The following is a 20,639-nucleotide window of genomic DNA, read 5'->3' on the forward strand; positions in this document are numbered from 1 at the left end:
GAGAGTAAGAATTTTCTTTTATGAAGATAGTGGCTCTAAGCATTTTTGCGCTCTTATGTCTATGGTCATTGGGAGCACAAACCAATGAACCTCTTTTGGCCAATCGTTTGTATGCCGATGGGCACTCATATCCAGATTTTTTGTTCGGTGAAAAACATGCTTGGCTTCTGATAGGTTATAGTATCACAGGAAGCACTGCTGTCGAGATACAGGCTTTCTACGACAAATATGTTATGGAGGAAAGACTGAGGGTGCCTTTGACCGTGAAACAGTACTTCGGAAGCAAGTGGTATGTATTTTCTGGGGTAGAATATGATTTTTTGCTTACCAGTATGGAAAATTTGGATGCCATTCAACAAAATATAACGAAACCTCAGATTAAACCCCGACTGGATTATCTCGGTGGGGTTGGTTACGATGTTCAAAAAGACTTTATGCTTGATGTGAAGGTGAACCAACAAATCAACGATTCTAAGCTTCATTACTTTGGACAAAAAACCAACACTGGTAGGAACAGCCTTCTGACCATTGGAGGTCGTTATAAGTTCTAAGTGTTATTTTCTTGGGTGGTACTTATTGACCACTTCCGTTAGATGAGAACGGTCAACATGCACATAAACTTCTGTAGTGGTGATACTTTCATGGCCCAACATTTGCTGAATGGCTCTCAGGTCGGCTCCATTTTTCAATAAATGTGTGGCAAAGGAGTGTCTAAAAGTATGCGGACTAATACTTTTTTTCAAACCGTTTTTTTCGGCCAATCTTTTTATAATGGTAAATATCATGGCCCGGGTCAATTGTTTGCCCCTTCGGTTTAAGAAAAGAATATCTTCGTGGCCCTTTTGAGCGTTTTGATGAACCCTGACTTCGTTTCTGTAGATATCGATGTATTTTATATTATAGTCGCTTATAGGTACAAAACGCTGTTTGTCTCCCTTACCGGTAACTTTGATGAAGCCCTCGTCAAAAAATAGATCCGAAATGCTAAGGCCGACCAATTCCGATACTCGAAGTCCGCAACCATAAAGTGTTTCGAGCATGGCCCTGTTTCTTTCTCCCTCGGGTTTTGATAAATCTATAGCTGCAATAATTTGGTCTATTTCATCTTCGGAAAGTGTATCAGGCAGTTTTCTCCCAATTTTTGGAGATTCGATTAAATCTAACGGATTATCTTCTCTGTAATCTTCAAAAACCAGATAATTGAAAAAGCTTTTTAGGCCGGAGATTATTCGCGCTTGTGAGCGTGGGTTGAGGTTTTTGGCAACATCGTAAACAAATTGCTGTATTGTTTCTTTTTGAATGCGAACCGGGCTTTCGGTTATATTGTTGACCTCTAGAAAGGCAATCAGTTTCTCGACATCAAAAACATAGTTTTTAATGGAGTTTTCCGAAAGGCCTCTTTCAATCTTTAGGTAATGCTGATAGTCGGTGAGGGCTTGCATCCATTTCATGGGATAAAGGTAAACAATGATGGCCATCTGCCGTTAGGGTATTATGTTTTGTACTTGTGTAACGCTTCTCCGGTAAGTTTTAGATTGATAACCCATGTGAAATATGGTTATCTTATTATTCATCTGCGCTAGTCGGTAACAATCCCTATCTTTAGGCAGAAATAATAGTATTCGAACAGGTGACGGTCCAGTTTTTATTAAAATGGATTGTGCTGTACGAGTAAACCCAATACCCTTAGAATAGATACCCCAGAAAAAAGGAAATAAGTTTTCAATGAAATTAATCATTATCAATGGCCCCAACCTAAACCTGTTGGGCAAGCGTGAACCCGAAGTGTACGGTGACAAAACTTTTGAAGACTATTTTGCCGACCTGCAATTTAGGTTTAAAGAAGTTCAACTGGAATATTTTCAGTCGAACATCGAGGGCGAGCTTATTGGTAAAATTCAAGAAACAGGATTTTCTTATGATGGCATTATTCTAAATGCCGCTGCCTATACCCATACTTCAGTCGGTATTGGCGACGCGGTCAAGGCTATTGAGACTCCGGTGGTAGAGGTACATATTTCAAATACCCATAAGCGGGAAGAGTACCGACACGTTTCCTATATATCTCCCGGGGCCAAAGGTGTGATTTTAGGTTTTGGCCTGCAAAGCTATGATTTGGCAATTCAGAGTTTTCTTTAGTACCTACAGCTTTTTAGGATTAGGGTAATATTGGATAAAATCGGTTTTCCGGCATTTTTCAATAGCCCTAACTATCTTATTTTGCCGAAAATTCAATTTTGAACATACTTCATTTAGTTTTTTTTCGTTTTTGATTTCCGATAAGAATAGAAATTTAGAATGATGAAACGAATAGTATTTTTGATTTTAATCTGTCTTTCCTTTTCAAAAATATCAGCTCAAGAAGGTTTTAAGCTAGGGCTTCAAGCAGGTTTGCCCGTGGGCGATTTTAACGAACGGATTGGGGTGGTCATCGGTGCCGATACAGGCTATATGTGGGCCCCGAACAAGACCTTCGACCTTGGAATAAAAGCAGGATTCATTCATGGTTTCTCAGAAGAATTTCGCGAGGGCACCATTCTTGAAGACTTGCCTAGTTTTCAATTTCTACCCTTGGCCGGGTCGGTCAGAATTTGGCCTGGAAAAACTTTCTCTTTCGGGGCCGATGTTGGTCAGGCACTAGGCCTTAATAAAGGTAATGATGGAGGATTTTACTTGAGACCTCAAGTTGGTTTTCAGGTAGGACCTCAATCTGAAGTTAATTTCTCGTATACCTCAATCGATGTGAACGATGAAAAATGGAATACCATTACTTTGGCCTACGTATATACATTTCTATCCGCAAGGCACTTCAGATAATTAGGCTTCGGCCGGTTGTAAATACTTTTGATCTACATAAAAGGTTGCAAAGGGTAGCAGGGAGGCCAATAAAAGCACTATCCCTTTTTTAATGCTCCATTTTCTTTCAAACCAAAATACAATAGCCAAAATCACGTAGGCTATAAATAGAATCCCATGCGCATACCCTACATATTTATTGGGCAGGGGAATGTCTGCCATATATTTTAGGGGCATGGTTACCGCAAAAAGGGCCAGATAAGAAATACCTTCAAGTATGGCTGTCAATCGAAATACTTTAAACATGGTGGAAAAATAAAAAGACCGGTGTCGTTTTAGAAGCCGGCCTTAATTGATTTTATAAGTGAATTACTTCGTCATAGGCCGCCGCTACCGCTTCCATCACGGCTTCACTCATTGTTGGGTGAGGGTGAACAGCCTTTAAAATTTCATGACCTGTAGTTTCTAATTTTCGAGCAACAACAGCCTCGGCAATCATGTCGGTAACCCCGTTACCAATCATATGGCAACCGAGCCATTCGCCATATTTCGCATCAAAGATGACTTTTACAAAACCATCGGCATTACCGGAAGCTTTGGCCTTACCGCTAGCCGAAAAAGGAAATTTACCAACTTTGATATCAAGACCTTTTTCTTTGGCTTGCTTTTCGGTCAACCCTACAGAAGCAACTTCGGGCATGCAATAGGTACACCCAGGAATGTTTCCGTAATCTAATGGTTCAACATGCATACCTGCTATTTTTTCGACACAAAGTATGCCTTCAGCCGAAGCAACGTGGGCCAATGCCTGACCAGGGGTTACATCGCCAATAGCGTAATAACCTGGAATGTTGGTCTGATAGTAATCGTTCACAAGTATTTTGTCTCTGTCGGTAGAAATTCCGACATCTTCCAATCCGATATTTTCAATGTTCGATTTGATGCCTACTGCCGATAAAACAACATCGGCCTCTAGAATTTCCTCTCCCTTAGCTGTTTTTACGGTAGCTTTTACTCCTTCTCCTGAAGTGTCAACAGAGGTTACCTCGGCAGAGGTCTTAATTTTTACGCCAGCTTTTTTGAAGCTTCTTTCCAATTGCTTTGAAACCTCTTCATCTTCAACCGGTACAATGTTCGGAAGGTACTCCACCACGGTTACTTCCGTGCCCATTGAATTATAGAAATAGGCAAATTCGATACCAATGGCACCACTACCAACTACAATCATGCTTTTAGGTTGCTTTTCAAGCGACATGGCCTCGCGGTATCCGATTATCTTTTTTCCGTCTTGTGGTAAGCTGGGCAATTCACGGCTTCTGGCACCGGTGGCAATGATAATATGCTCGGCGCTGTATTCAGTCTCTTTACCGCTCTCATCTTTTACCGAAACCTTTTTCTTTGGTTTTAAAGTTCCGAAGCCATTAATGACTTCAATTTTGTTCTTCTTCATCAAGAACTGAACACCTTTGCTCATGCCATCGGCGACCCCTCTACTACGTTTTACAACGGAGCCAAAATCTTTATCAACACCCTCGGCCTTTAGCCCGTAGTCTTCGGCATGTTGCAAGTATTGAAAAACCTGAGCAGATTTCAATAGTGCCTTCGTGGGTATACAACCCCAGTTCAAACACACCCCGCCTAAACTTTCTTTCTCGATAATCGCGGTCTTTAAACCTAATTGAGAAGCTCTGATAGCGGTTACGTATCCTCCAGGTCCACTGCCTAAAACTATTACATCGAAATTGCTCATATTCTTAATTTTTTCTATTCTAGATTTGAATTTGATAGCACATTAAAGAGGTGCAAAAGTAAGTAATTATCATTAATTTCTTTGCTGTCGGGTATCAGCTATAACAATAATTAAACATATAGTTTTTAAATAGAAGTTCTGCGGCGCACTAAGTTAGTGCACTTAAGGATTTTTTTGCTGGATAGGATTCTTTTAAGAACCGAACATTTTTCTATTGAACGCTTCCGATTTGCCTTTGGGAATAGACAAGGACTTCCATTGTGGACCTTTGATCATTTTAGCTAAAAGTACTATTTGACCTACATGGGAAGCATAATGCGCTAACTGCCTATGAACCGCTTCTGTAATCGAATGGTTTTCGTTTCTGATCTTCACTTGGCTGCCGAAATTGTTTGAATCGATTGTAGCAAGAGCATCAAAAAGACAATCCCAACCTTCTTCCCAAGCGGTTATTATCTCACCTTTACTTTGATACGAATTTTCAAATTCCTGTTCTCTTTGCCTCCAGCTTTTTTCACCATCTTCAGTTAAGAAATTGGTCCAACGGCTTAGCATATTGCCATTCATGTGTTTTACAATGGTGGCCACGCTGTTATCCGATTCGCTGGCCTTCCAATTCATTTCATGATAGCTTAACTGCTTCAAACAGGCATCACCGAGTACCTTGTATCGGTTAAACTCAAACTTTACACTTTCCAGAAAATGATTGCTGAAATCCAAACTGAGAATCTATTTTGAATCGGGCACGAAATCTAAGGCTACGCCATTAATACAGTGTCTTAGGCCGGTAGGTTTAGGTCCATCATTAAAAACGTGACCTAAATGTCCGCCACAATTGGCACAATGTTCTTCTGTTCGTTTATAGCCGATATCATAATCGACATCATATGCTACATTTCCCTCAATTTCTTTATAGAAACTGGGCCAACCGGTACCTGACCTGAATTTAGTCTCACTTTTAAAGAGGGGCGTGCCACAGCCGGCGCAGACATAGGTGCCCTTTTCTTTGTTCTCCAATAGTTCGCTTGTAAAAGGGTTTTCGGTAGCAGCCTTTCTCAAAACATAAAATTCGGCTTCCGTCAGTTCTTTCTTCCACTCTTCTTCACTTTTGTTGACGGCAAACTTTTTCTCTTCTTTAACCTCGCTATCCTTTTGTTGTTGAGAGACACCTTGACAACTAATGAAGACTAGACAAGCTCCTAAAATTAGGTGTTTATATATCATCGCTTATTTTTTTTTAGTTAATTGGACGTTCAAGTAAAAACATCCTTTCAGTGTTTCTATGTTAATGTACGAAATGAATCGTTGATGGTTCATAAAAAAGAACCCCACTTTTCAGGTGGGGTTCTGCATATTTTTCGTTGAAAGTATTTAGTGAATTTTTTTCACATCTGTTTCTTCAACACCTAAAGCACTCATTACCGAATTGAGATTGGCTTCATCTAAATTAACCGCTGTTCCCAAATCTCCTGGAACCACTACAATTCTAAAAATTTGATTGTTCGTCAAATCCGCAGGAACAAGATTAGCATCAAATTCTGGTTCTAAAAGAATGGTATAATCACCAACCGTAAAATCGAAATTATAATAGAGCAAACCTTCATCACTGAAAAAAGGTTGCGGCAATTGACGCCAAACATCAAGTCCGTCAGTAACCTCTTCTAGACGATAGACCAAGATAACATCATCTTGAATTAACTGTATGTCAGAAGGGTATTCGGTGAAGAATTCATATCTATTGGCACCCGAGTTAAAACTGAGGTCGACATCTATTTCAAAGGCTGCCGCTTCAAATGCGGCTCCGTCGAGCCCGTCAAGACCATCGCGGCCCGGAGGTCCTTCAGGTCCTTCACAAGAAACAATAAAAAGTGATAGTAAAGACCCGAGTATGATTGTAGCTTTTTTCATTTTTTAAATTTTAGCGAATTATTCAATTGCGAATTTAGTTTCAAAAAGTGTTCCAAAATTTCATCGTGCTTACAAAAACACTTTCTTGTCCTTTTTGAACCCTTGTTCCAAAAACTTTCTCAAAAAAGGATTTCGAAACAGAATGATAGTGATGAAAAAGAAACAAAAAAGTTATCTTGGCGAAAACTAAGTGTGCACTTGTTGTAAATAGGTGAACTTCGGTTTAAAGTTCGACATACTTTTTAATAAAGTTGTTAGATTTACTAATATTATTAGAAAACCTCCATTTGATTATGCCACATGTAACTGTCTTCAGTCTGTTCTCCGATTTTGATATTGATCTTTTTAAGTCTGGTAAGCATTTCCGCCTTTATGAAAAATTGGGTTCTCACCCGATGGAACTTAATGGTGTTAAAGGAACATATTTCGCTGTTTGGGCTCCTTCGGCGCGGTCGGTTTCCGTTGTGGGCAACTTTAATGGATGGGATGGCCATATGCACCAATTAAATGTAAGATGGGATTCAAGCGGTATTTGGGAAGGTTTTATTCCTGGAGTGGGTGAAGGTGAAATCTACAAGTACAAAATATACTCAAACAACCATGGTGCCGTGACCGAGAAGGCCGATCCTTTTGCGCGGTATTGTGAACAACCGCCTCGCACAGCATCCATTATTTGGAAAAAGAATTACGATTGGGGCGATAACGAATGGATGGAAACGAGAAAGTCTAAAAATTCGTTGGACACACCTTTTTCGGTTTACGAAGTTCATTTAGGCTCTTGGAAGCGAAATAAAGAAGGTAAATTCTTGACCTACGAAGAATTATCGGATGATTTGGTCGCTTACGTCAAAGAAATGGGTTTTACCCACATTGAGTTTATGCCGATAATGGAATACCCGTATGACCCATCATGGGGGTATCAATTGACCGGATATTTCGCACCAACTTCCCGTTTTGGTGAACCTGAAGGGTTCAAACTTTTGGTAGATAAAATGCATAAGGCCGGTATAGGTGTCATTTTAGATTGGGTGCCATCGCATTTTCCTGAAGACGCCCATGGCCTAGGGTTTTTCGATGGGTCTCATCTATATGAACATCCTGATAGAAGACGTGGTTACCACCCAGATTGGAAGAGTTTAATATTCAATTATGGTAGAAGTGAGGTACGTGCCTTCTTGATCAGTAACGCCATTTTTTGGTTGGATCAGTTTCATGTTGATGGCTTGCGGGTCGATGCCGTGGCTTCAATGCTTTACCTCGATTATTCTCGTGAAGATGGCGAATGGGAGCCCAACATGTATGGTAATAACGAGAACTTAGAGGCTCTCTCTTTTATAAGGGAATTTAATGAGACCGTTTATGGCACTTTTCCTGATGTACAGACCATAGCTGAAGAATCGACAGCTTTTACCGGGGTCTCAAAACCGGTGATGTACGGCGGTCTTGGTTTTGGTATGAAATGGATGATGGGGTGGATGCACGATACCTTGGAATACTTTAAGAAAGAACCTGTTTATCGCAAGCATCATCAAAACGATTTGACCTTTAGCATGACCTATGCTTTTAGTGAAAACTTTATGCTTCCGTTATCTCATGATGAGGTGGTTTATGGTAAGAATTCTTTGGTATATCGCATGCCCGGCGATGAATGGCAGCGTTTTGCCAATTTACGCTTGATGTTCGGTTATATGTTTACCCACCCGGGTACCAATCTGATTTTTATGGGAGGGGAATTTGGTCAGACCAATGAATGGAATTTTCAACAGAGTTTAGATTGGCACTTGACCCAATATGATGTACACTCAGGGGTTCAACAGTTTATCAAAGACCTGAACACCCTCTACAAATCGAGTCCAGCCCTTTTTGAGAAACAGTTCAGTCCTGATGGTTTTAGGTGGATAGATTATGGCGACCACCAAAATTCGGTGTTGGCCTATATAAGAAAGGGGCACGAATCTGAGAACGATATTTACGTGGCTTGTAATTTCACTCCTGTGCCCCGTGAAAAGTACTGCATCGGTGTTGAAAAACCATCGGGTAAGTTCAAGGTTCTTCTGAATAGCGATGATAGCAAATATTCCGGTTCCGGTATGAAAAGCAAGATTTCTACCATTAAGAAAAAGCCTTGGCACGGGCGCGAGCAATCGGTAGAACTTACTATTCCGCCACTCAGTATAGTGGTATTTCAGTGAAAAACGGCCGATTTACCGTTTTAACAACCGATTGCACATGAATGATTTCGTAATTAGGCCCTAAAGTCTTTTTTTTGTAGGGTTTTAAAACTTGCCGGATGATAACCAACACAGAATTAGAGTACAAGGGTAACCTTTATCCGAATCGAGTAGTAGATTATGTTAGGGATAAGGATAAATTTTATTTCACTTCCGAAAATGGGGTTATTCTTGAGATAACGGTTATTCAAGACCGAACCGTAAGGTTCAGATATGCCACCGAGAATAATTTTCAACCTGATTTTTCATACGCCGTTGATCCAGATGCCAAGAGAGGGTATAACCATCTTGAAATCTTGGAGACCAATACCGAATATATCATAGAAACGGCCAAACTTCAGATTTTGGTCGATAAGAATACCTTGCGAAATCAGATTTCCGATCTTAACGGAAATATTATCAACGAAGATGAACTGGGTTTTCATTGGGAAGAAAACTACGATTACGGTGGTAACACCGTCAAAATGAGCAAAATCACCCAGCCAACGGAGAGTTTTTATGGTATGGGCGATAAGGCAAGCCATAGCAACCTTAAAGGTAAGAGGTTGAACAATTGGGTAATGGATCAATACGCGTTTGGTAAGGATCAAGACCCTTTATATAAAGCCATACCCTTTTATATAGGTCTTCACAGCGGTCAGGCCTACGGTATTTTTTTCGATAACAGCTTTCGTACCCAGTTTGATTTTGCGCATGAGCGTAGAACAACAACGAGCTTTTGGGCCGATGGGGGAGAAATGAACTATTATTTCTTCTACGGTCCTGAGATGTACAAAGTGGTGAGGGCTTATTCGAACTTAACAGGTGTGCCCGAATTACCACCTCTTTGGGCTTTAGGTTACCATCAATCGAAATGGAGCTATTTCCCAGAGAGCAACGTAAAAGATATTGCGAAACAGTTCAGGGATTTACAAATACCCTGCGATGCCATTTATTTGGATATTGATTACATGGATGGTTTTCGCTGTTTCACTTGGGATAAAGAGCGCTTTCCTGAGCCTAAGCGCATGATAAAAGAATTGAGCGAGGACGGCTTTAAGACCGTTGCCATGATTGACCCGGGCATCAAAATAGATAAAGATTATTGGGTCTATCAAGAAGCGATGGAAAATGACTATTTCTGTAAGCGCGCCGATGGCCCCTATATGAAGGGCAAGGTTTGGCCGGGCGAATGCCATTTTCCTGACTTTACCAATCCTGAAGTGAGGGAATGGTGGGCCGAGCTCTACAAAGAATTTATGGCCGATATTGGTGTGCATGCCGTTTGGAACGATATGAACGAGCCGGCGGTCATGGAAGTACCGACCAAGACGGCACCTCTTGATACGCGACATGACTATGACGGCTACCCTTGTAGTCATCGAAAAGCGCACAACGTTTACGGCATGCAAATGGTTCGTGCTACCTATGATGGTGTCAAAAAGTATGTATACCCGAAAAGGCCAATGGTGATCACTAGGGCCGCATACGCGGGTACTCAAAGATTCTCCTCGACTTGGACGGGCGATAATGTCGCCACCTGGGAGCACCTATGGATTGCCAATGTACAGGTACAGCGTATGTGTATGAGCGGTTATTCTTTTGTAGGCTCCGATATTGGAGGTTTCGCCGAGCAGCCCAGTGGTGAGCTTTTTGCTAGATGGATTCAATTAGGGGTATTCCATCCCTTTTGTAGGGTACATTCGAGCGGTGACCATGGTGATCAAGAACCTTGGTCTTTTGGGGCCGAGATTACTCAAATCGTGAAGAAATTTATTGAACTTCGTTATCAGCTACTTCCTTACTTATATACCATGTTCTGGAGATATGTTAGGGAAGGTAAACCCATGATACAACCTATAGTCTGTTTTGACCAAGAAGATATGCAGACGCATTTTAGAACCGATGAGTTCATTTTTGGGGAGCAAATTCTCGTTTGCCCGGTGCAAGAACCCAATGCCCAAGGTAGGCGCATGTACATACCTAGAGGAAATTGGTATAGTTATTGGGATGATGAGGTTATTGAAGGAGGTAAAGAGAAATGGGTGGCCGCAGAATTGGATACCATGCCGCTATTCGTGAAGGAAGGGGCGATAATCCCAAAATACCCCATTCACCAATATGTCGGCGAAAAAGAGATTGAGCAACTAGTCTTGGAGGTGTATTTTAAGATCGGTGATGAAAGCTCAACGGTTTACGAAGATGCCGCAGACGGCTATGATTATGAAAATGGAAAGTTCAGTTTAAGAAACTTTAAGTTGCTCGGTAAAGATGATGAATTGATTATTCACCAGTTCAAAGACGGAGGTTTTGAAACCAGTTATAGTTCATTTGTAATTAACTTTCATGGGCTTCCTTTTGAAATAGGAAAAATTGAGATTGATAATGAAAAGGTGGGTGTAAGCGAAGTAAAGTTGAAGAACAATCGAACCATGCAACTGAGCAAAGAATTTACACAACTGCGCATAACGTCAAAATGATTTTTTTGTACCATTGCGAAAATAAACATTACTGATATGAAAAAGATACTATTGGTTCTGGCTGTCTTTTTAGGGGTTGCAGCATGTAAGACGAACCCTTTTACAGGAAAAAAAGTACTTAATTTTTATCCTAACAGTCAGATTTTCCCCATGGCTTTTGCCCAATATGACCAGTTTCTGACGGAGAATAATGTAGTAAAGAATACTTCTGAAGCCCGTATGATTACCAAGGTAGGGCAGCGAATTTCTTCGGCCGCTGAACGTTGGTTGACCGCTAACGGGTATTCTGGTTACCTTAAAGACTATAAATGGGAATATAACTTGGTAAAAGATGAAACGGTGAACGCATGGTGTATGCCAGGTGGTAAAATTGTCTTTTATACAGGAATTCTACCGATTGCGGAGTCAGAAACGGGCGTGGCCGTGGTGATGGGTCATGAGGTAGCGCATGCTTTGGCCGATCATGGTGCGCAAAGAATGAGTGCTGGAACTTTGCAGCAAATCGGTGCAGTCGCCGGTAATGTGGCAATTCAAGACCCACAAAAACGTAACATCTTCAACCAAGCGTATGGTGTTGGTTCTCAAGTGGGTGTCATGCTTCCCTTTAGTAGGGGCCATGAGACCGAAGCCGATAGAATAGGTCTTCAGATTATGGCAATTGCCGGTTACGATCCCGCAGAGGCAGCAGAGCTTTGGAAACGCATGAAAGCGAACAGCGGCGGTCAGGCCCCACCAGAATTTTTAAGTACGCATCCATCTAACGATACAAGAATCAACAATTTAACAGAGTGGGCACCAATGGCAAGGGCCGAGGCCAAGAAATTTGGTGTTACTTCGTTTGAATGATTCTGCTCAAAACATGTATATTTAAGACCGTTCTCAAAAGGAACGGTTTTTTTATGCAATTATGGGTAAAACAATAGCTCCGAAAGGAAGCAAAAAACTTTTGAATGCTTGGGCATTCTATGATTGGGCCAATTCCGTTTACAATTTGGTGGTATCATCGGCCATTTTTCCAATTTTTTACGGAGCGCTTACCTTGGTGAAAGATGAAAATGACAACGTCATTAGCGACCAAGTTTCCTTTTTAGGTATTGAGTTCAATAATGATACTTTGATTAGCTATGTTACCGCTGCCGCTTTTTTGGCGGTTTCTTTTTTGAGCCCCTTATTAAGCGGTATCGCCGACTACGTGGGCAACAAGAAAATTTTCATGAAATTTTTCTGTTACTTGGGCTCCTTGTCCTGCATTGGCCTTATTTGGTTTAATATGGATTTTCTTTGGTTCGGTCTATTGTGTTACTTCTTAGCTTTGATAGGTTTTTGGGGAAGTATTGTTTTTTACAACTCGTACCTACCTGATATCGCTTTTAACGATCAGCAAGATGCGGTAAGTGCGAAGGGCTACGCTTTAGGATATATAGGGAGCGTAATTCTATTGATTATCTGCCTGATGATGATATTAAAGTACGAAGCCTTTGGATTTCAAGATGAGGGTTTGCCTACCAGACTTTCATTTGTTCTTACGGGAATTTGGTGGATAGGTTTTAGCCAGTACACCTACTTTCACCTGCCAAAAGGAAATAAAAAGGAATCGTTTACCAAAGATTTACTCTTCAACGGATTCAAAGAGCTGAAATCGATTTGGAAAAAAATCAAGATCAATGTGCCTCTGAAGCGATATTTGGGTGCTTTCTTTGTTTATAGTATGGCCGTTCAGACCATTATGTTGGTGGCCACTTACTTTGGTATTGAAGAGCTTGATTGGGGAAAAACCGACTCTACCACAGGGCTTATTGTGAGTATTTTATTAATACAGATAGTTGCCATTTTTGGGGCGTATTTGACCTCAAAAAGTTCAGAAAGGTTTGGGAATATTAGCGTTTTGATGGTGCTCAACCTTATCTGGATCATCATTTGTGTATTCGCTTATTTTATAACCACACCTAATGAATTCTATATAACCGCTGCCTTTGTTGGCTTGGTTATGGGCGGTATTCAGGCACTTTCTCGCTCGACTTATTCTAAGCTATTGCCCGATGATGCGGTCGATACAACCTCTTATTTTAGCTTTTACGATGTCTCGGAGAAAATAGGGATAGTGCTGGGTATGGTCTGCTACGGCTACGTTGCCCAAGTAACTGGTAGCATCCGTGGGTCCATTATTTTTTTCGGTATTTTCTTTTTGGTCGGTTTGTTGCTTTTGACCAGGGTTAAAAATAGACCTGTCAACTCTTAGTCTAAAACGATAAGTAATTTTGAACTTTCTTGTAGGTTAAATAGTGTTATTTAATCGTATTAATTCTTTTCAATTATTTACTGGCAATATAAGATGTATACATTCGACAGATTCTTAATTATCGCTCTGTATTTTAGCGATTTAACATTTGTTTATATAAGTTGGTAGTTGGACCGATTAGATGGTCGTTTATCGATAATCCCCCTGTCATTAGAGTGATTACTTTTCATTTGTAATTCATTTGAAAAAGGGGGGATGGGGTATTGTGATTTCTTTAAAAAGACGAAGAAGGTTTATTGCTTACTTTTTGGATTATTGTTTATAAGTGCCATTCCCTATTATTATTCTGGATCAGGCTTAGACGAGGCAGAGGCTATTGATTTGTATCTCAATCATAATTTTCCGTCACGGGTAAGATATGATTTGAGTTATGAGCCAGTATTTTCCAATTTAACTTTTGATTCTCCCCTTACTTTTAATGAAGATGCCGCGTCCAATCGGATAATTGTAGGGCAGAGAGACGGTAAAATTTTTTGGTTTGATAAAGAGGAGTCAGTTATTCAAAAAAATACTCTTCTTGATTTATCTGATGAGGTTGGTGTAGTTTGGGATGGAGGATTTTTAGGTCTTGCCTTACACCCAGAGTTTGGATCTCAGGGGAAGAATTATTTTTACGTTTATTACACGACCGAGGATGCAAATGGAGAGGATTACCCAGATTATCATTCTGGTCAGTGGTGTACAAATGATCAGTATTGGGGTAATTACCTAATTCTTTCAAGATATGATTTAAACCCCGAAACTTTTGAGGTTGACAAATCATCAGAACAGGTTCTATTAAAAAGAAGAATGTATGGAACCACGCATCGAGGCGGTGGACTGTTATTCGGTGCTGATGGCTTTTTGTATCTCTCTACCGGTGATCAATCAGCATGGGTAAAAGCACAAGATATTAGCAATAATGTCGATGGAGGTGTTTTGAGAATAGATGTCGATAAAGATACTTTAAGAAGTCATCCAGCTATTAGGAAAATGCCTTCCCATGCCGGTTTTCAGGATGAAATTAGCGGTAATGATTATTGGATACCTAATGACAATCCATTCTTAAGTCCAGACGGCAAGAATTTTGAAGAATATTATAGTTTAGGGCATCGTAATCCCCATCGGATGACGATGGACAGAGAAACTGGTGTTCTATATGTAGGGGAAATTGGGGGTGCTCTGCATGAGGAAATTAATGTAATCGAAAAAGGTAAAAATTACGGATGGCCTGTTTATGAAGGCCTTGTAAAAAATACTTCTTGCGTGCCTCAGCTTCTTGATTCGATGCCGCATACAAGACCTTTAACGACCTTTCCAAGATCTGAAGCGAATTCTGTTATTGGTGGCTTCGTATACCGAGGTAATCAAATACCAGATTTATATGGTAAGTATATTTGCGCAGATTACGGTATTGGAGAAGAGATATGGTCAGTTAACATAGAGAATGGAAACTTTACTCAATTAGGAAATTTTGCATCAACAGATATCATATCTTTTGGAGAAGATTCAGAGGGAGAAATTTATTTGTTAAAACAGGGTATATCTAATCTTTACAAGATAACTTCGGTAAATAACCCCTACAATACGATTCCAGATTCTCTTTCCAAAACAGGGGCATTTAAAGATTTGGAAACACTTGAACCAACCGAAGGTTTAATACCTTATGATTTGGTAGAATCATTTTGGTCTGATGGGGCAATTAAGAAGAGATGGATGGCAGTTCCCAACGATGGGGACTATAACAGTGTAAATGAGAAAATTGTCTATTCTGAAAATGACCTTTGGAAGTTTCCAGTTGGTTCAGTTTTAATAAAGCATTTCGAATTACCAATTGATCATAATGACCCTACTAAGAGAAAAAGATTAGAAACTCGATTTTCCGTAAAAGGAGAAGATAATCAGTTTTATTTTCTAACATATAAATGGAATGAATCACAGACCGATGCGGTACTTTTAACTGAGGGATTAGAAGAAAGTATTCTTGTTCAAAAGTCTGATGGAAGTAGTGACTTTCAGATTTGGAGCTATCCTGATATTGGTGATTGTATAAGTTGTCATAACACAGTATCTGATGGAACCTTAGGCCCAAGAACTAGGTTTCTAAATAAGGATTATACGTATGATAAAACGGGTAGGACAGCGAACCAGTTGGTTACGTTTAGTCATTTGGGGATTATAGATCAAAACATAGAAGACATAGATGTTCCAACTTTATTGACTTCAAAATCCATCAAAGATTCAACCGCAACAATTGAAGAAAAGGCAAGGTCTTATCTGGATTTGAATTGTGCTTATTGTCATAGACCAGGTACTGGTAATAGGGGTGAATTCGATTTAAGATTAACTAATAATCTTATACAAACTGGTATTTTGAATGCCGCACCTGTAGAAAGTCTTGGGCTTCCAGATGAAAAAATTTTAGAACCTGGTAATTCTGGTTCCTCGATTTTATATCACCGTGTGCAAACTACGAACAAGTCTCTTCAGATGCCTCCTATTGGTAAAAACAAGATTGATGAAGAGGCTGTTAGGCTTTTGGAGACTTGGATTCAAAAATTGCAAGATCCTTGTCCCAAAAGTATTGTAATGGAGAGATATGACAATGTAGAAGGAACTTCAATTGCAGATTTGAAAAATCACCCTGGTTTTCCTGACATTCCCAGTGATACTTTGAGTCTTTACGAGTTCGACATCCCGGTGGATTCCGGGGACGACTACGGAGTGCGGGTGCGTGGTCTTCTGCGGGCGCCCGAGACGGGCACGTACCGTTTCTGGGTCTCGGGGGACAACGGCGTTGAGCTTATCCTTGGCACCGGCCCTGACGCCTCGGGGGCGGAGCGCATCGCGTACCACGACGACTGGTCCCGTTACCGCGAGTGGGGCCGCTACGCGACCCAGCGGTCGTTACCGGTCGAACTGGAGGCCGGCGGCCTGTACTATATGGAGGCGTTGATGAACGAGGGGAACGGCGGGGACCATCTGACGGTCGGCTGGCGTCGTCCTAGCGACGGCGATGGCGTTGAGCCAAAAGAAGTTATACCATGTACTGTTTTTGAAGAGTTTGTATCAGAAACGACTGTTCCGGTTACAGGAATATCTATGGAAAAAGATTCTTTAATATTGGAGGTCGGCTCGGCGCTGTCGCTTTCGGCTTCCGTCGCCCCTTCGGATGCCACGGACCCCGGGGTTTCCTGGTCGAGTTCCGACGAGGGCGTCGCCACTGTCGGCCCCGACGGTCTGGTCACCGGTGTCTCGGTGGGCGTTGCGACCGTTACGGCGACCACCTCGGACGGCGGGCACACGGCCAGCGCCGAGGTGACGGTCGATGACTGTGTCGGGCGCATAGTGATGGAGAGGTACGAAGGGGTTTCCGGCTGGTCGGTTTCCGGCCTTCGCTCGCACCCTTCCTTTCCCGGCTCCCCCTCCTTTTCGGCGGACCTGGACGAGTTCGACATCCCGGTGGATTCCGGGGACGACTACGGAGTGCGGGTGCGGGGTCTTCTGCGTGCGCCCGAGACGGGCACCTACCGTTTCTGGGTCTCGGGGGACAACGGCGTTGAGCTTATCCTTGGCACCGGCCCTGACGCCTCGGGGGCGGAGCGCATCGCGTACCACGACGACTGGTCCCGTTACCGCGAGTGGGGCCGCTACGCGACCCAGCGGTCTTTGCCGGTCGAACTGGAGGCCGGCGGCCTGTACTATATGGAGGCGCTGATGAACGAGGGGAACGGCGGGGACCATCTGACGGTCGGCTGGCGTCGTCCTAGCGACGGCGATGGGGAGGGTCCCTCGGAGGTCCTTCACTGCGCGTATTTCGCCGAGCTTCCGTCGGTGGCCGTGACCGGTGTTTCGGTGTCCCCTTCCTTGGCGAACCTGACCGTCGGCTCGGCGCTGTCGCTTTCGGCTTCCGTCGCCCCTTCGGATGCCACGGACCCCGGGGTTTCCTGGTCGAGTTCCGACGAGGGCGTCGCCACTGTCGGCCCCGACGGTCTGGTCACCGGTGTCTCGGTGGGCGTTGCGACCGTTACGGCGACCACCTCGGACGGCGGGCACACGGCCAGCGCCGAGGTGACGGTCGATGACTGTGTCGGGCGCATAGTGATGGAGAGGTACGAAGGGGTTTCCGGCTGGTCGGTTTCCGGCCTTCGCTCGCACCCTTCCTTTCCCGGCTCCCCCTCCTTTTCGGCGGACCTGGACGAGTTCGACATCCCGGTGGATTCCGGGGACGACTACGGAGTGCGGGTGCGGGGTCTTCTGCGTGCGCCCGAGACGGGCACCTACCGTTTCTGGGTCTCGGGGGACAACGGCGTTGAGCTTATCCTTGGCACCGGCCCTGACGCCTCGGGGGCGGAGCGCATCGCGTACCACGACGACTGGTCCCGTTACCGCGAGTGGGGCCGCTACGCGACCCAGCGGTCTTTGCCGGTCGAACTGGAGGCCGGCGGCCTGTACTATATGGAGGCGCTGATGAACGAGGGGAACGGCGGGGACCATCTGACGGTCGGCTGGCGTCGTCCTAGCGACGGCGATGGGGAGGGTCCCTCGGAGGTCCTTCACTGCGCGTATTTCGCCGAGCTTCCGTCGGTGGCCGTGACCGGTGTTTCGGTGTCCCCTTCCTTGGCGAACCTGACCGTCGGCTCGGCGCTGTCGCTTTCGGCTTCCGTCGCCCCTTCGGATGCCACGGACCCCGGGGTTTCCTGGTCGAGTTCCGACGAGGGCGTCGCCACTGTCGGCCCCGACGGTCTGGTCACCGGTGTCTCGGTGGGCGTTGCGACCGTTACGGCGACCACCTCGGACGGCGGGCACACGGCCAGCGCCGAGGTGACGGTCGATGACTGTGTCGGGCGCATAGTGATGGAGAGGTACGAAGGGGTTTCCGGCTGGTCGGTTTCCGGCCTTCGCTCGCACCCTTCCTTTCCCGGCTCCCCCTCCTTTTCGGCGGACCTGGACGAGTTCGACATCCCGGTGGATTCCGGGGACGACTACGGAGTGCGGGTGCGGGGTCTTCTGCGTGCGCCCGAGACGGGCACCTACCGTTTCTGGGTCTCGGGGGACAACGGCGTTGAGCTTATCCTTGGCACCGGCCCTGACGCCTCGGGGGCGGAGCGCATCGCGTACCACGACGACTGGTCCCGTTACCGCGAGTGGGGCCGCTACGCGACCCAGCGGTCTTTGCCGGTCGAACTGGAGGCCGGCGGCCTGTACTATATGGAGGCGCTGATGAACGAGGGGAACGGCGGGGACCATCTGACGGTCGGCTGGCGTCGTCCTAGCGACGGCGATGGGGAGGGTCCCTCGGAGGTCCTTCACTGCGCGTATTTCGCCGAGCTTCCGTCGGTGGCCGTGACCGGTGTTTCGGTGTCCCCTTCCTTGGCGAACCTGACCGTCGGCTCGGCGCTGTCGCTTTCGGCTTCCGTCGCCCCTTCGGATGCCACGGACCCCGGGGTTTCCTGGTCGAGTTCCGACGAGGGCGTCGCCACTGTCGGCCCCGACGGTCTGGTCACCGGTGTCTCGGTGGGCGTTGCGACCGTTACGGCGACCACCTCGGACGGCGGGCACACGGCCAGCGCCGAGGTGACGGTCGATGACTGTGTCGGGCGCATAGTGATGGAGAGGTACGAAGGGGTTTCCGGCTGGTCGGTTTCCGGCCTTCGCTCGCACCCTTCCTTTCCCGGCTCCCCCTCCTTTTCGGCGGACCTGGACGAGTTCGACATCCCGGTGGATTCCGGGGACGACTACGGAGTGCGGGTGCGGGGTCTTCTGCGTGCGCCCGAGACGGGCACCTACCGTTTCTGGGTCTCGGGGGACAACGGCGTTGAGCTTATCCTTGGCACCGGCCCTGACGCCTCGGGGGCGGAGCGCATCGCGTACCACGACGACTGGTCCCGTTACCGCGAGTGGGGCCGCTACGCGACCCAGCGGTCTTTGCCGGTCGAACTGGAGGCCGGCGGCCTGTACTATATGGAGGCGCTGATGAACGAGGGGAACGGCGGGGACCATCTGACGGTCGGCTGGCGTCGTCCTAGCGACGGCGATGGGGAGGGTCCCTCGGAGGTCCTTCACTGCGCGTATTTCGCCGAGCTTCCGTCGGTGGCCGTGACCGGTGTTTCGGTGTCCCCTTCCTTGGCGAACCTGACCGTCGGCTCGGCGCTGTCGCTTTCGGCTTCCGTCGCCCCTTCGGATGCCACGGACCCCGGGGTGTCCTGGTCGAGTTCCGACGAGGGCGTCGCCACTGTCGGCCCCGACGGTCTGGTCACCGGTGTCTCGGTGGGCGTTGCGACCGTTACGGCGACCACCTCGGACGGCGGGCACACGGCCAGCGCCGAGGTTACGGTGGAGGACTCTCAAATACGGGTTTCAGGCATTCTTATTAGTCCAGATAGGTATGAATTAGTTGAGGGAGAAAGCCTACAAATGATAACCACACTAACCCCTACTAATCCTACAAATGACAAAGTGATTTGGTCAAGTAGTGATTCTTTGGTAGTTAACGTAGATAGCCTTGGTATGGCTACTGCTCTTTTGCCGGGACAAGCGGTAGTCACTGCGACTACGGACGATGGTGGATACACTTCTTCCTCCGAAATAATTGTAGCTGACAGTATTATACCTGTCTCAGGCATTTATTTAAATCCCGATACTGCTGAACTTATAGTGGGAAATACACTTCAAGTATTAGCAACCATAGCGCCAAATAATGCTACAAACGATAAGGTCCACTGGTCTAGCAGAGATTCTTTAGTGGCCAGTGTAGACACCTTGGGTTTGGTTACGGCACATTCTCCAGGAAATGTAAATATAACTGGTACAAGTGATGACGGAGGATATACATATAGTTCTCTAATTTCAGTTTATGAGGTTGTAACGACTAATACTAATAAGAGTATTTCTACTTCTAAGAAGAAAGATACCAATATCTTAAACCCTGTAAACGATGAATTTAAGATATTTCCGAATCCTGCATCAGATTTTATCACTATCGTTATTCCAGAAAATACTAAAGAATGTGTGTTAGGAATTTACGATGAAAGCAATAGATTGGTAATACGACAAATAGGATCTAATAATGAATTTAAGATAGATGTCAGTGGCCTGAGTAAAGGTGTCTATATAATAGTGTTATCGGATTTAGAAAACAATACTTTATATGGAAAATTTTTAAAAGAATAGTTAAAATCTTATCTATTAAAAAAGCCTCCGTTTAAGGAGGCTTT

14 protein-coding genes are annotated in these 20,639 nt (G+C 44.7%); 8 read left to right on the forward strand and 6 right to left on the reverse strand.

The genetic code is table 11. The features are described from left to right. Positions 1-20 precede the first annotated feature (20 nt). Positions 21-551, forward strand: coding sequence for a hypothetical protein (locus D1013_RS07015; protein WP_162987826.1), 531 nt, complete (start codon positions 21-23; stop codon positions 549-551). Between the two features lie 3 nt (positions 552-554). Here the strand turns inward: D1013_RS07015 and xerD are convergent, their stop codons facing one another. Then, a complete protein-coding gene (gene xerD / locus D1013_RS07020) occupies positions 555-1,451 on the reverse strand; it encodes a site-specific tyrosine recombinase XerD (protein ID WP_121848184.1) in 897 nt (298 codons plus the stop codon). Between the two features lie 274 nt (positions 1,452-1,725). Here xerD and aroQ point away from each other — a divergent pair, with 274 nt between their 5' ends. Both aroQ and D1013_RS07030 read left to right on the forward strand, forming a co-directional pair. Beyond that, the gene (gene aroQ / locus D1013_RS07025) at positions 1,726-2,139 is read left to right on the forward strand and encodes a type II 3-dehydroquinate dehydratase (protein WP_121848185.1); all 414 of its coding nucleotides are present in this window, start codon (positions 1,726-1,728) and stop codon (positions 2,137-2,139) included. 159 nt (positions 2,140-2,298) lie between these two features. Next, on the forward strand, positions 2,299-2,817 hold the full coding sequence (locus D1013_RS07030) for an outer membrane beta-barrel protein (protein ID WP_225621503.1): 519 nt from the start codon (positions 2,299-2,301) through the stop codon (positions 2,815-2,817). Here D1013_RS07030 and D1013_RS07035 read toward each other — a convergent pair whose 3' ends face one another. The 5 genes from D1013_RS07035 to D1013_RS07055 form a co-directional block, all read right to left on the reverse strand. Continuing rightward, positions 2,818-3,102, reverse strand: coding sequence for a DUF3817 domain-containing protein (locus D1013_RS07035; RefSeq protein ID WP_121848186.1), 285 nt, complete (start codon positions 3,100-3,102; stop codon positions 2,818-2,820). A gap of 52 nt (positions 3,103-3,154) precedes the next feature. After that, on the reverse strand, positions 3,155-4,546 hold the full coding sequence (gene lpdA / locus D1013_RS07040) for a dihydrolipoyl dehydrogenase (RefSeq protein WP_121848187.1): 1,392 nt from the start codon (positions 4,544-4,546) through the stop codon (positions 3,155-3,157). Positions 4,547-4,738: 192 nt separating this feature from the next. Then, positions 4,739-5,266 (reverse strand): DUF1572 family protein, encoded by a 528-nt coding sequence (locus D1013_RS07045; protein WP_121848188.1) that lies wholly within the window; start codon positions 5,264-5,266, stop codon positions 4,739-4,741. A 9-nt stretch (positions 5,267-5,275) separates the two neighbouring features. Then, entirely contained in the window at positions 5,276-5,770 is a 495-nt protein-coding gene (gene msrB / locus D1013_RS07050; RefSeq protein WP_121848189.1) for a peptide-methionine (R)-S-oxide reductase MsrB, read from the reverse strand. Between the two features lie 147 nt (positions 5,771-5,917). Continuing rightward, positions 5,918-6,454 (reverse strand): collagen-like protein, encoded by a 537-nt coding sequence (locus D1013_RS07055; protein WP_121848190.1) that lies wholly within the window; start codon positions 6,452-6,454, stop codon positions 5,918-5,920. A 293-nt stretch (positions 6,455-6,747) separates the two neighbouring features. Here D1013_RS07055 and glgB point away from each other — a divergent pair, with 293 nt between their 5' ends. The 5 genes from glgB (at position 6,748) to D1013_RS07080 (ending at position 20,595) form a co-directional block, all read left to right on the forward strand. Beyond that, positions 6,748-8,646, forward strand: a complete 1,899-nt coding sequence (gene glgB, locus D1013_RS07060; protein WP_121848191.1) for a 1,4-alpha-glucan branching protein GlgB — start codon at positions 6,748-6,750, stop codon at positions 8,644-8,646. Between the two features lie 98 nt (positions 8,647-8,744). Then, positions 8,745-11,144 carry a glycoside hydrolase family 31 protein gene (locus D1013_RS07065; protein WP_121848192.1) on the forward strand — a complete coding sequence of 800 codons (2,400 nt, stop codon included), beginning with the start codon at positions 8,745-8,747 and terminating at the stop codon, positions 11,142-11,144. 36 nt (positions 11,145-11,180) lie between these two features. Further along, positions 11,181-11,990 carry a M48 family metallopeptidase gene (locus D1013_RS07070; protein ID WP_121848193.1) on the forward strand — a complete coding sequence of 270 codons (810 nt, stop codon included), beginning with the start codon at positions 11,181-11,183 and terminating at the stop codon, positions 11,988-11,990. A gap of 61 nt (positions 11,991-12,051) precedes the next feature. Continuing rightward, entirely contained in the window at positions 12,052-13,383 is a 1,332-nt protein-coding gene (locus tag D1013_RS07075; RefSeq protein ID WP_121848194.1) for an MFS transporter, read from the forward strand. 255 nt (positions 13,384-13,638) lie between these two features. Continuing rightward, on the forward strand, positions 13,639-20,595 hold the full coding sequence (locus D1013_RS07080) for an Ig-like domain-containing protein (RefSeq protein WP_121848195.1): 6,957 nt from the start codon (positions 13,639-13,641) through the stop codon (positions 20,593-20,595). Positions 20,596-20,639 lie beyond the last annotated feature (44 nt).

Source organism: Euzebyella marina (genome assembly GCF_003687485.1).
In the GTDB taxonomy this organism is placed as follows: domain Bacteria; phylum Bacteroidota; class Bacteroidia; order Flavobacteriales; family Flavobacteriaceae; genus Euzebyella; species Euzebyella marina.

What these genes read in the sequence shown, in the direction of transcription:
- glgB (WP_121848191.1), top strand. Translation starts at nt 6,748, where the DNA reads ATGCCACATGTAACTGTCTTCAGTCTGTTCTCCGATTTTGATATTGAT.
- D1013_RS07015 (WP_162987826.1), top strand. Translation starts at nt 21, where the DNA reads ATGAAGATAGTGGCTCTAAGCATTTTTGCGCTCTTATGTCTATGGTCA.
- aroQ (WP_121848185.1), top strand. Translation starts at nt 1,726, where the DNA reads ATGAAATTAATCATTATCAATGGCCCCAACCTAAACCTGTTGGGCAAG.
- D1013_RS07070 (WP_121848193.1), top strand. Translation starts at nt 11,181, where the DNA reads ATGAAAAAGATACTATTGGTTCTGGCTGTCTTTTTAGGGGTTGCAGCA.
- D1013_RS07035 (WP_121848186.1), bottom strand. Translation starts at nt 3,102, where the DNA reads ATGTTTAAAGTATTTCGATTGACAGCCATACTTGAAGGTATTTCTTAT.
- msrB (WP_121848189.1), bottom strand. Translation starts at nt 5,770, where the DNA reads ATGATATATAAACACCTAATTTTAGGAGCTTGTCTAGTCTTCATTAGT.
- D1013_RS07030 (WP_225621503.1), top strand. Translation starts at nt 2,299, where the DNA reads ATGATGAAACGAATAGTATTTTTGATTTTAATCTGTCTTTCCTTTTCA.
- D1013_RS07065 (WP_121848192.1), top strand. Translation starts at nt 8,745, where the DNA reads ATGATAACCAACACAGAATTAGAGTACAAGGGTAACCTTTATCCGAAT.
- lpdA (WP_121848187.1), bottom strand. Translation starts at nt 4,546, where the DNA reads ATGAGCAATTTCGATGTAATAGTTTTAGGCAGTGGACCTGGAGGATAC.
- xerD (WP_121848184.1), bottom strand. Translation starts at nt 1,451, where the DNA reads ATGAAATGGATGCAAGCCCTCACCGACTATCAGCATTACCTAAAGATT.
- D1013_RS07055 (WP_121848190.1), bottom strand. Translation starts at nt 6,454, where the DNA reads ATGAAAAAAGCTACAATCATACTCGGGTCTTTACTATCACTTTTTATT.
- D1013_RS07075 (WP_121848194.1), top strand. Translation starts at nt 12,052, where the DNA reads ATGGGTAAAACAATAGCTCCGAAAGGAAGCAAAAAACTTTTGAATGCT.
- D1013_RS07080 (WP_121848195.1), top strand. Translation starts at nt 13,639, where the DNA reads ATGGGGTATTGTGATTTCTTTAAAAAGACGAAGAAGGTTTATTGCTTA.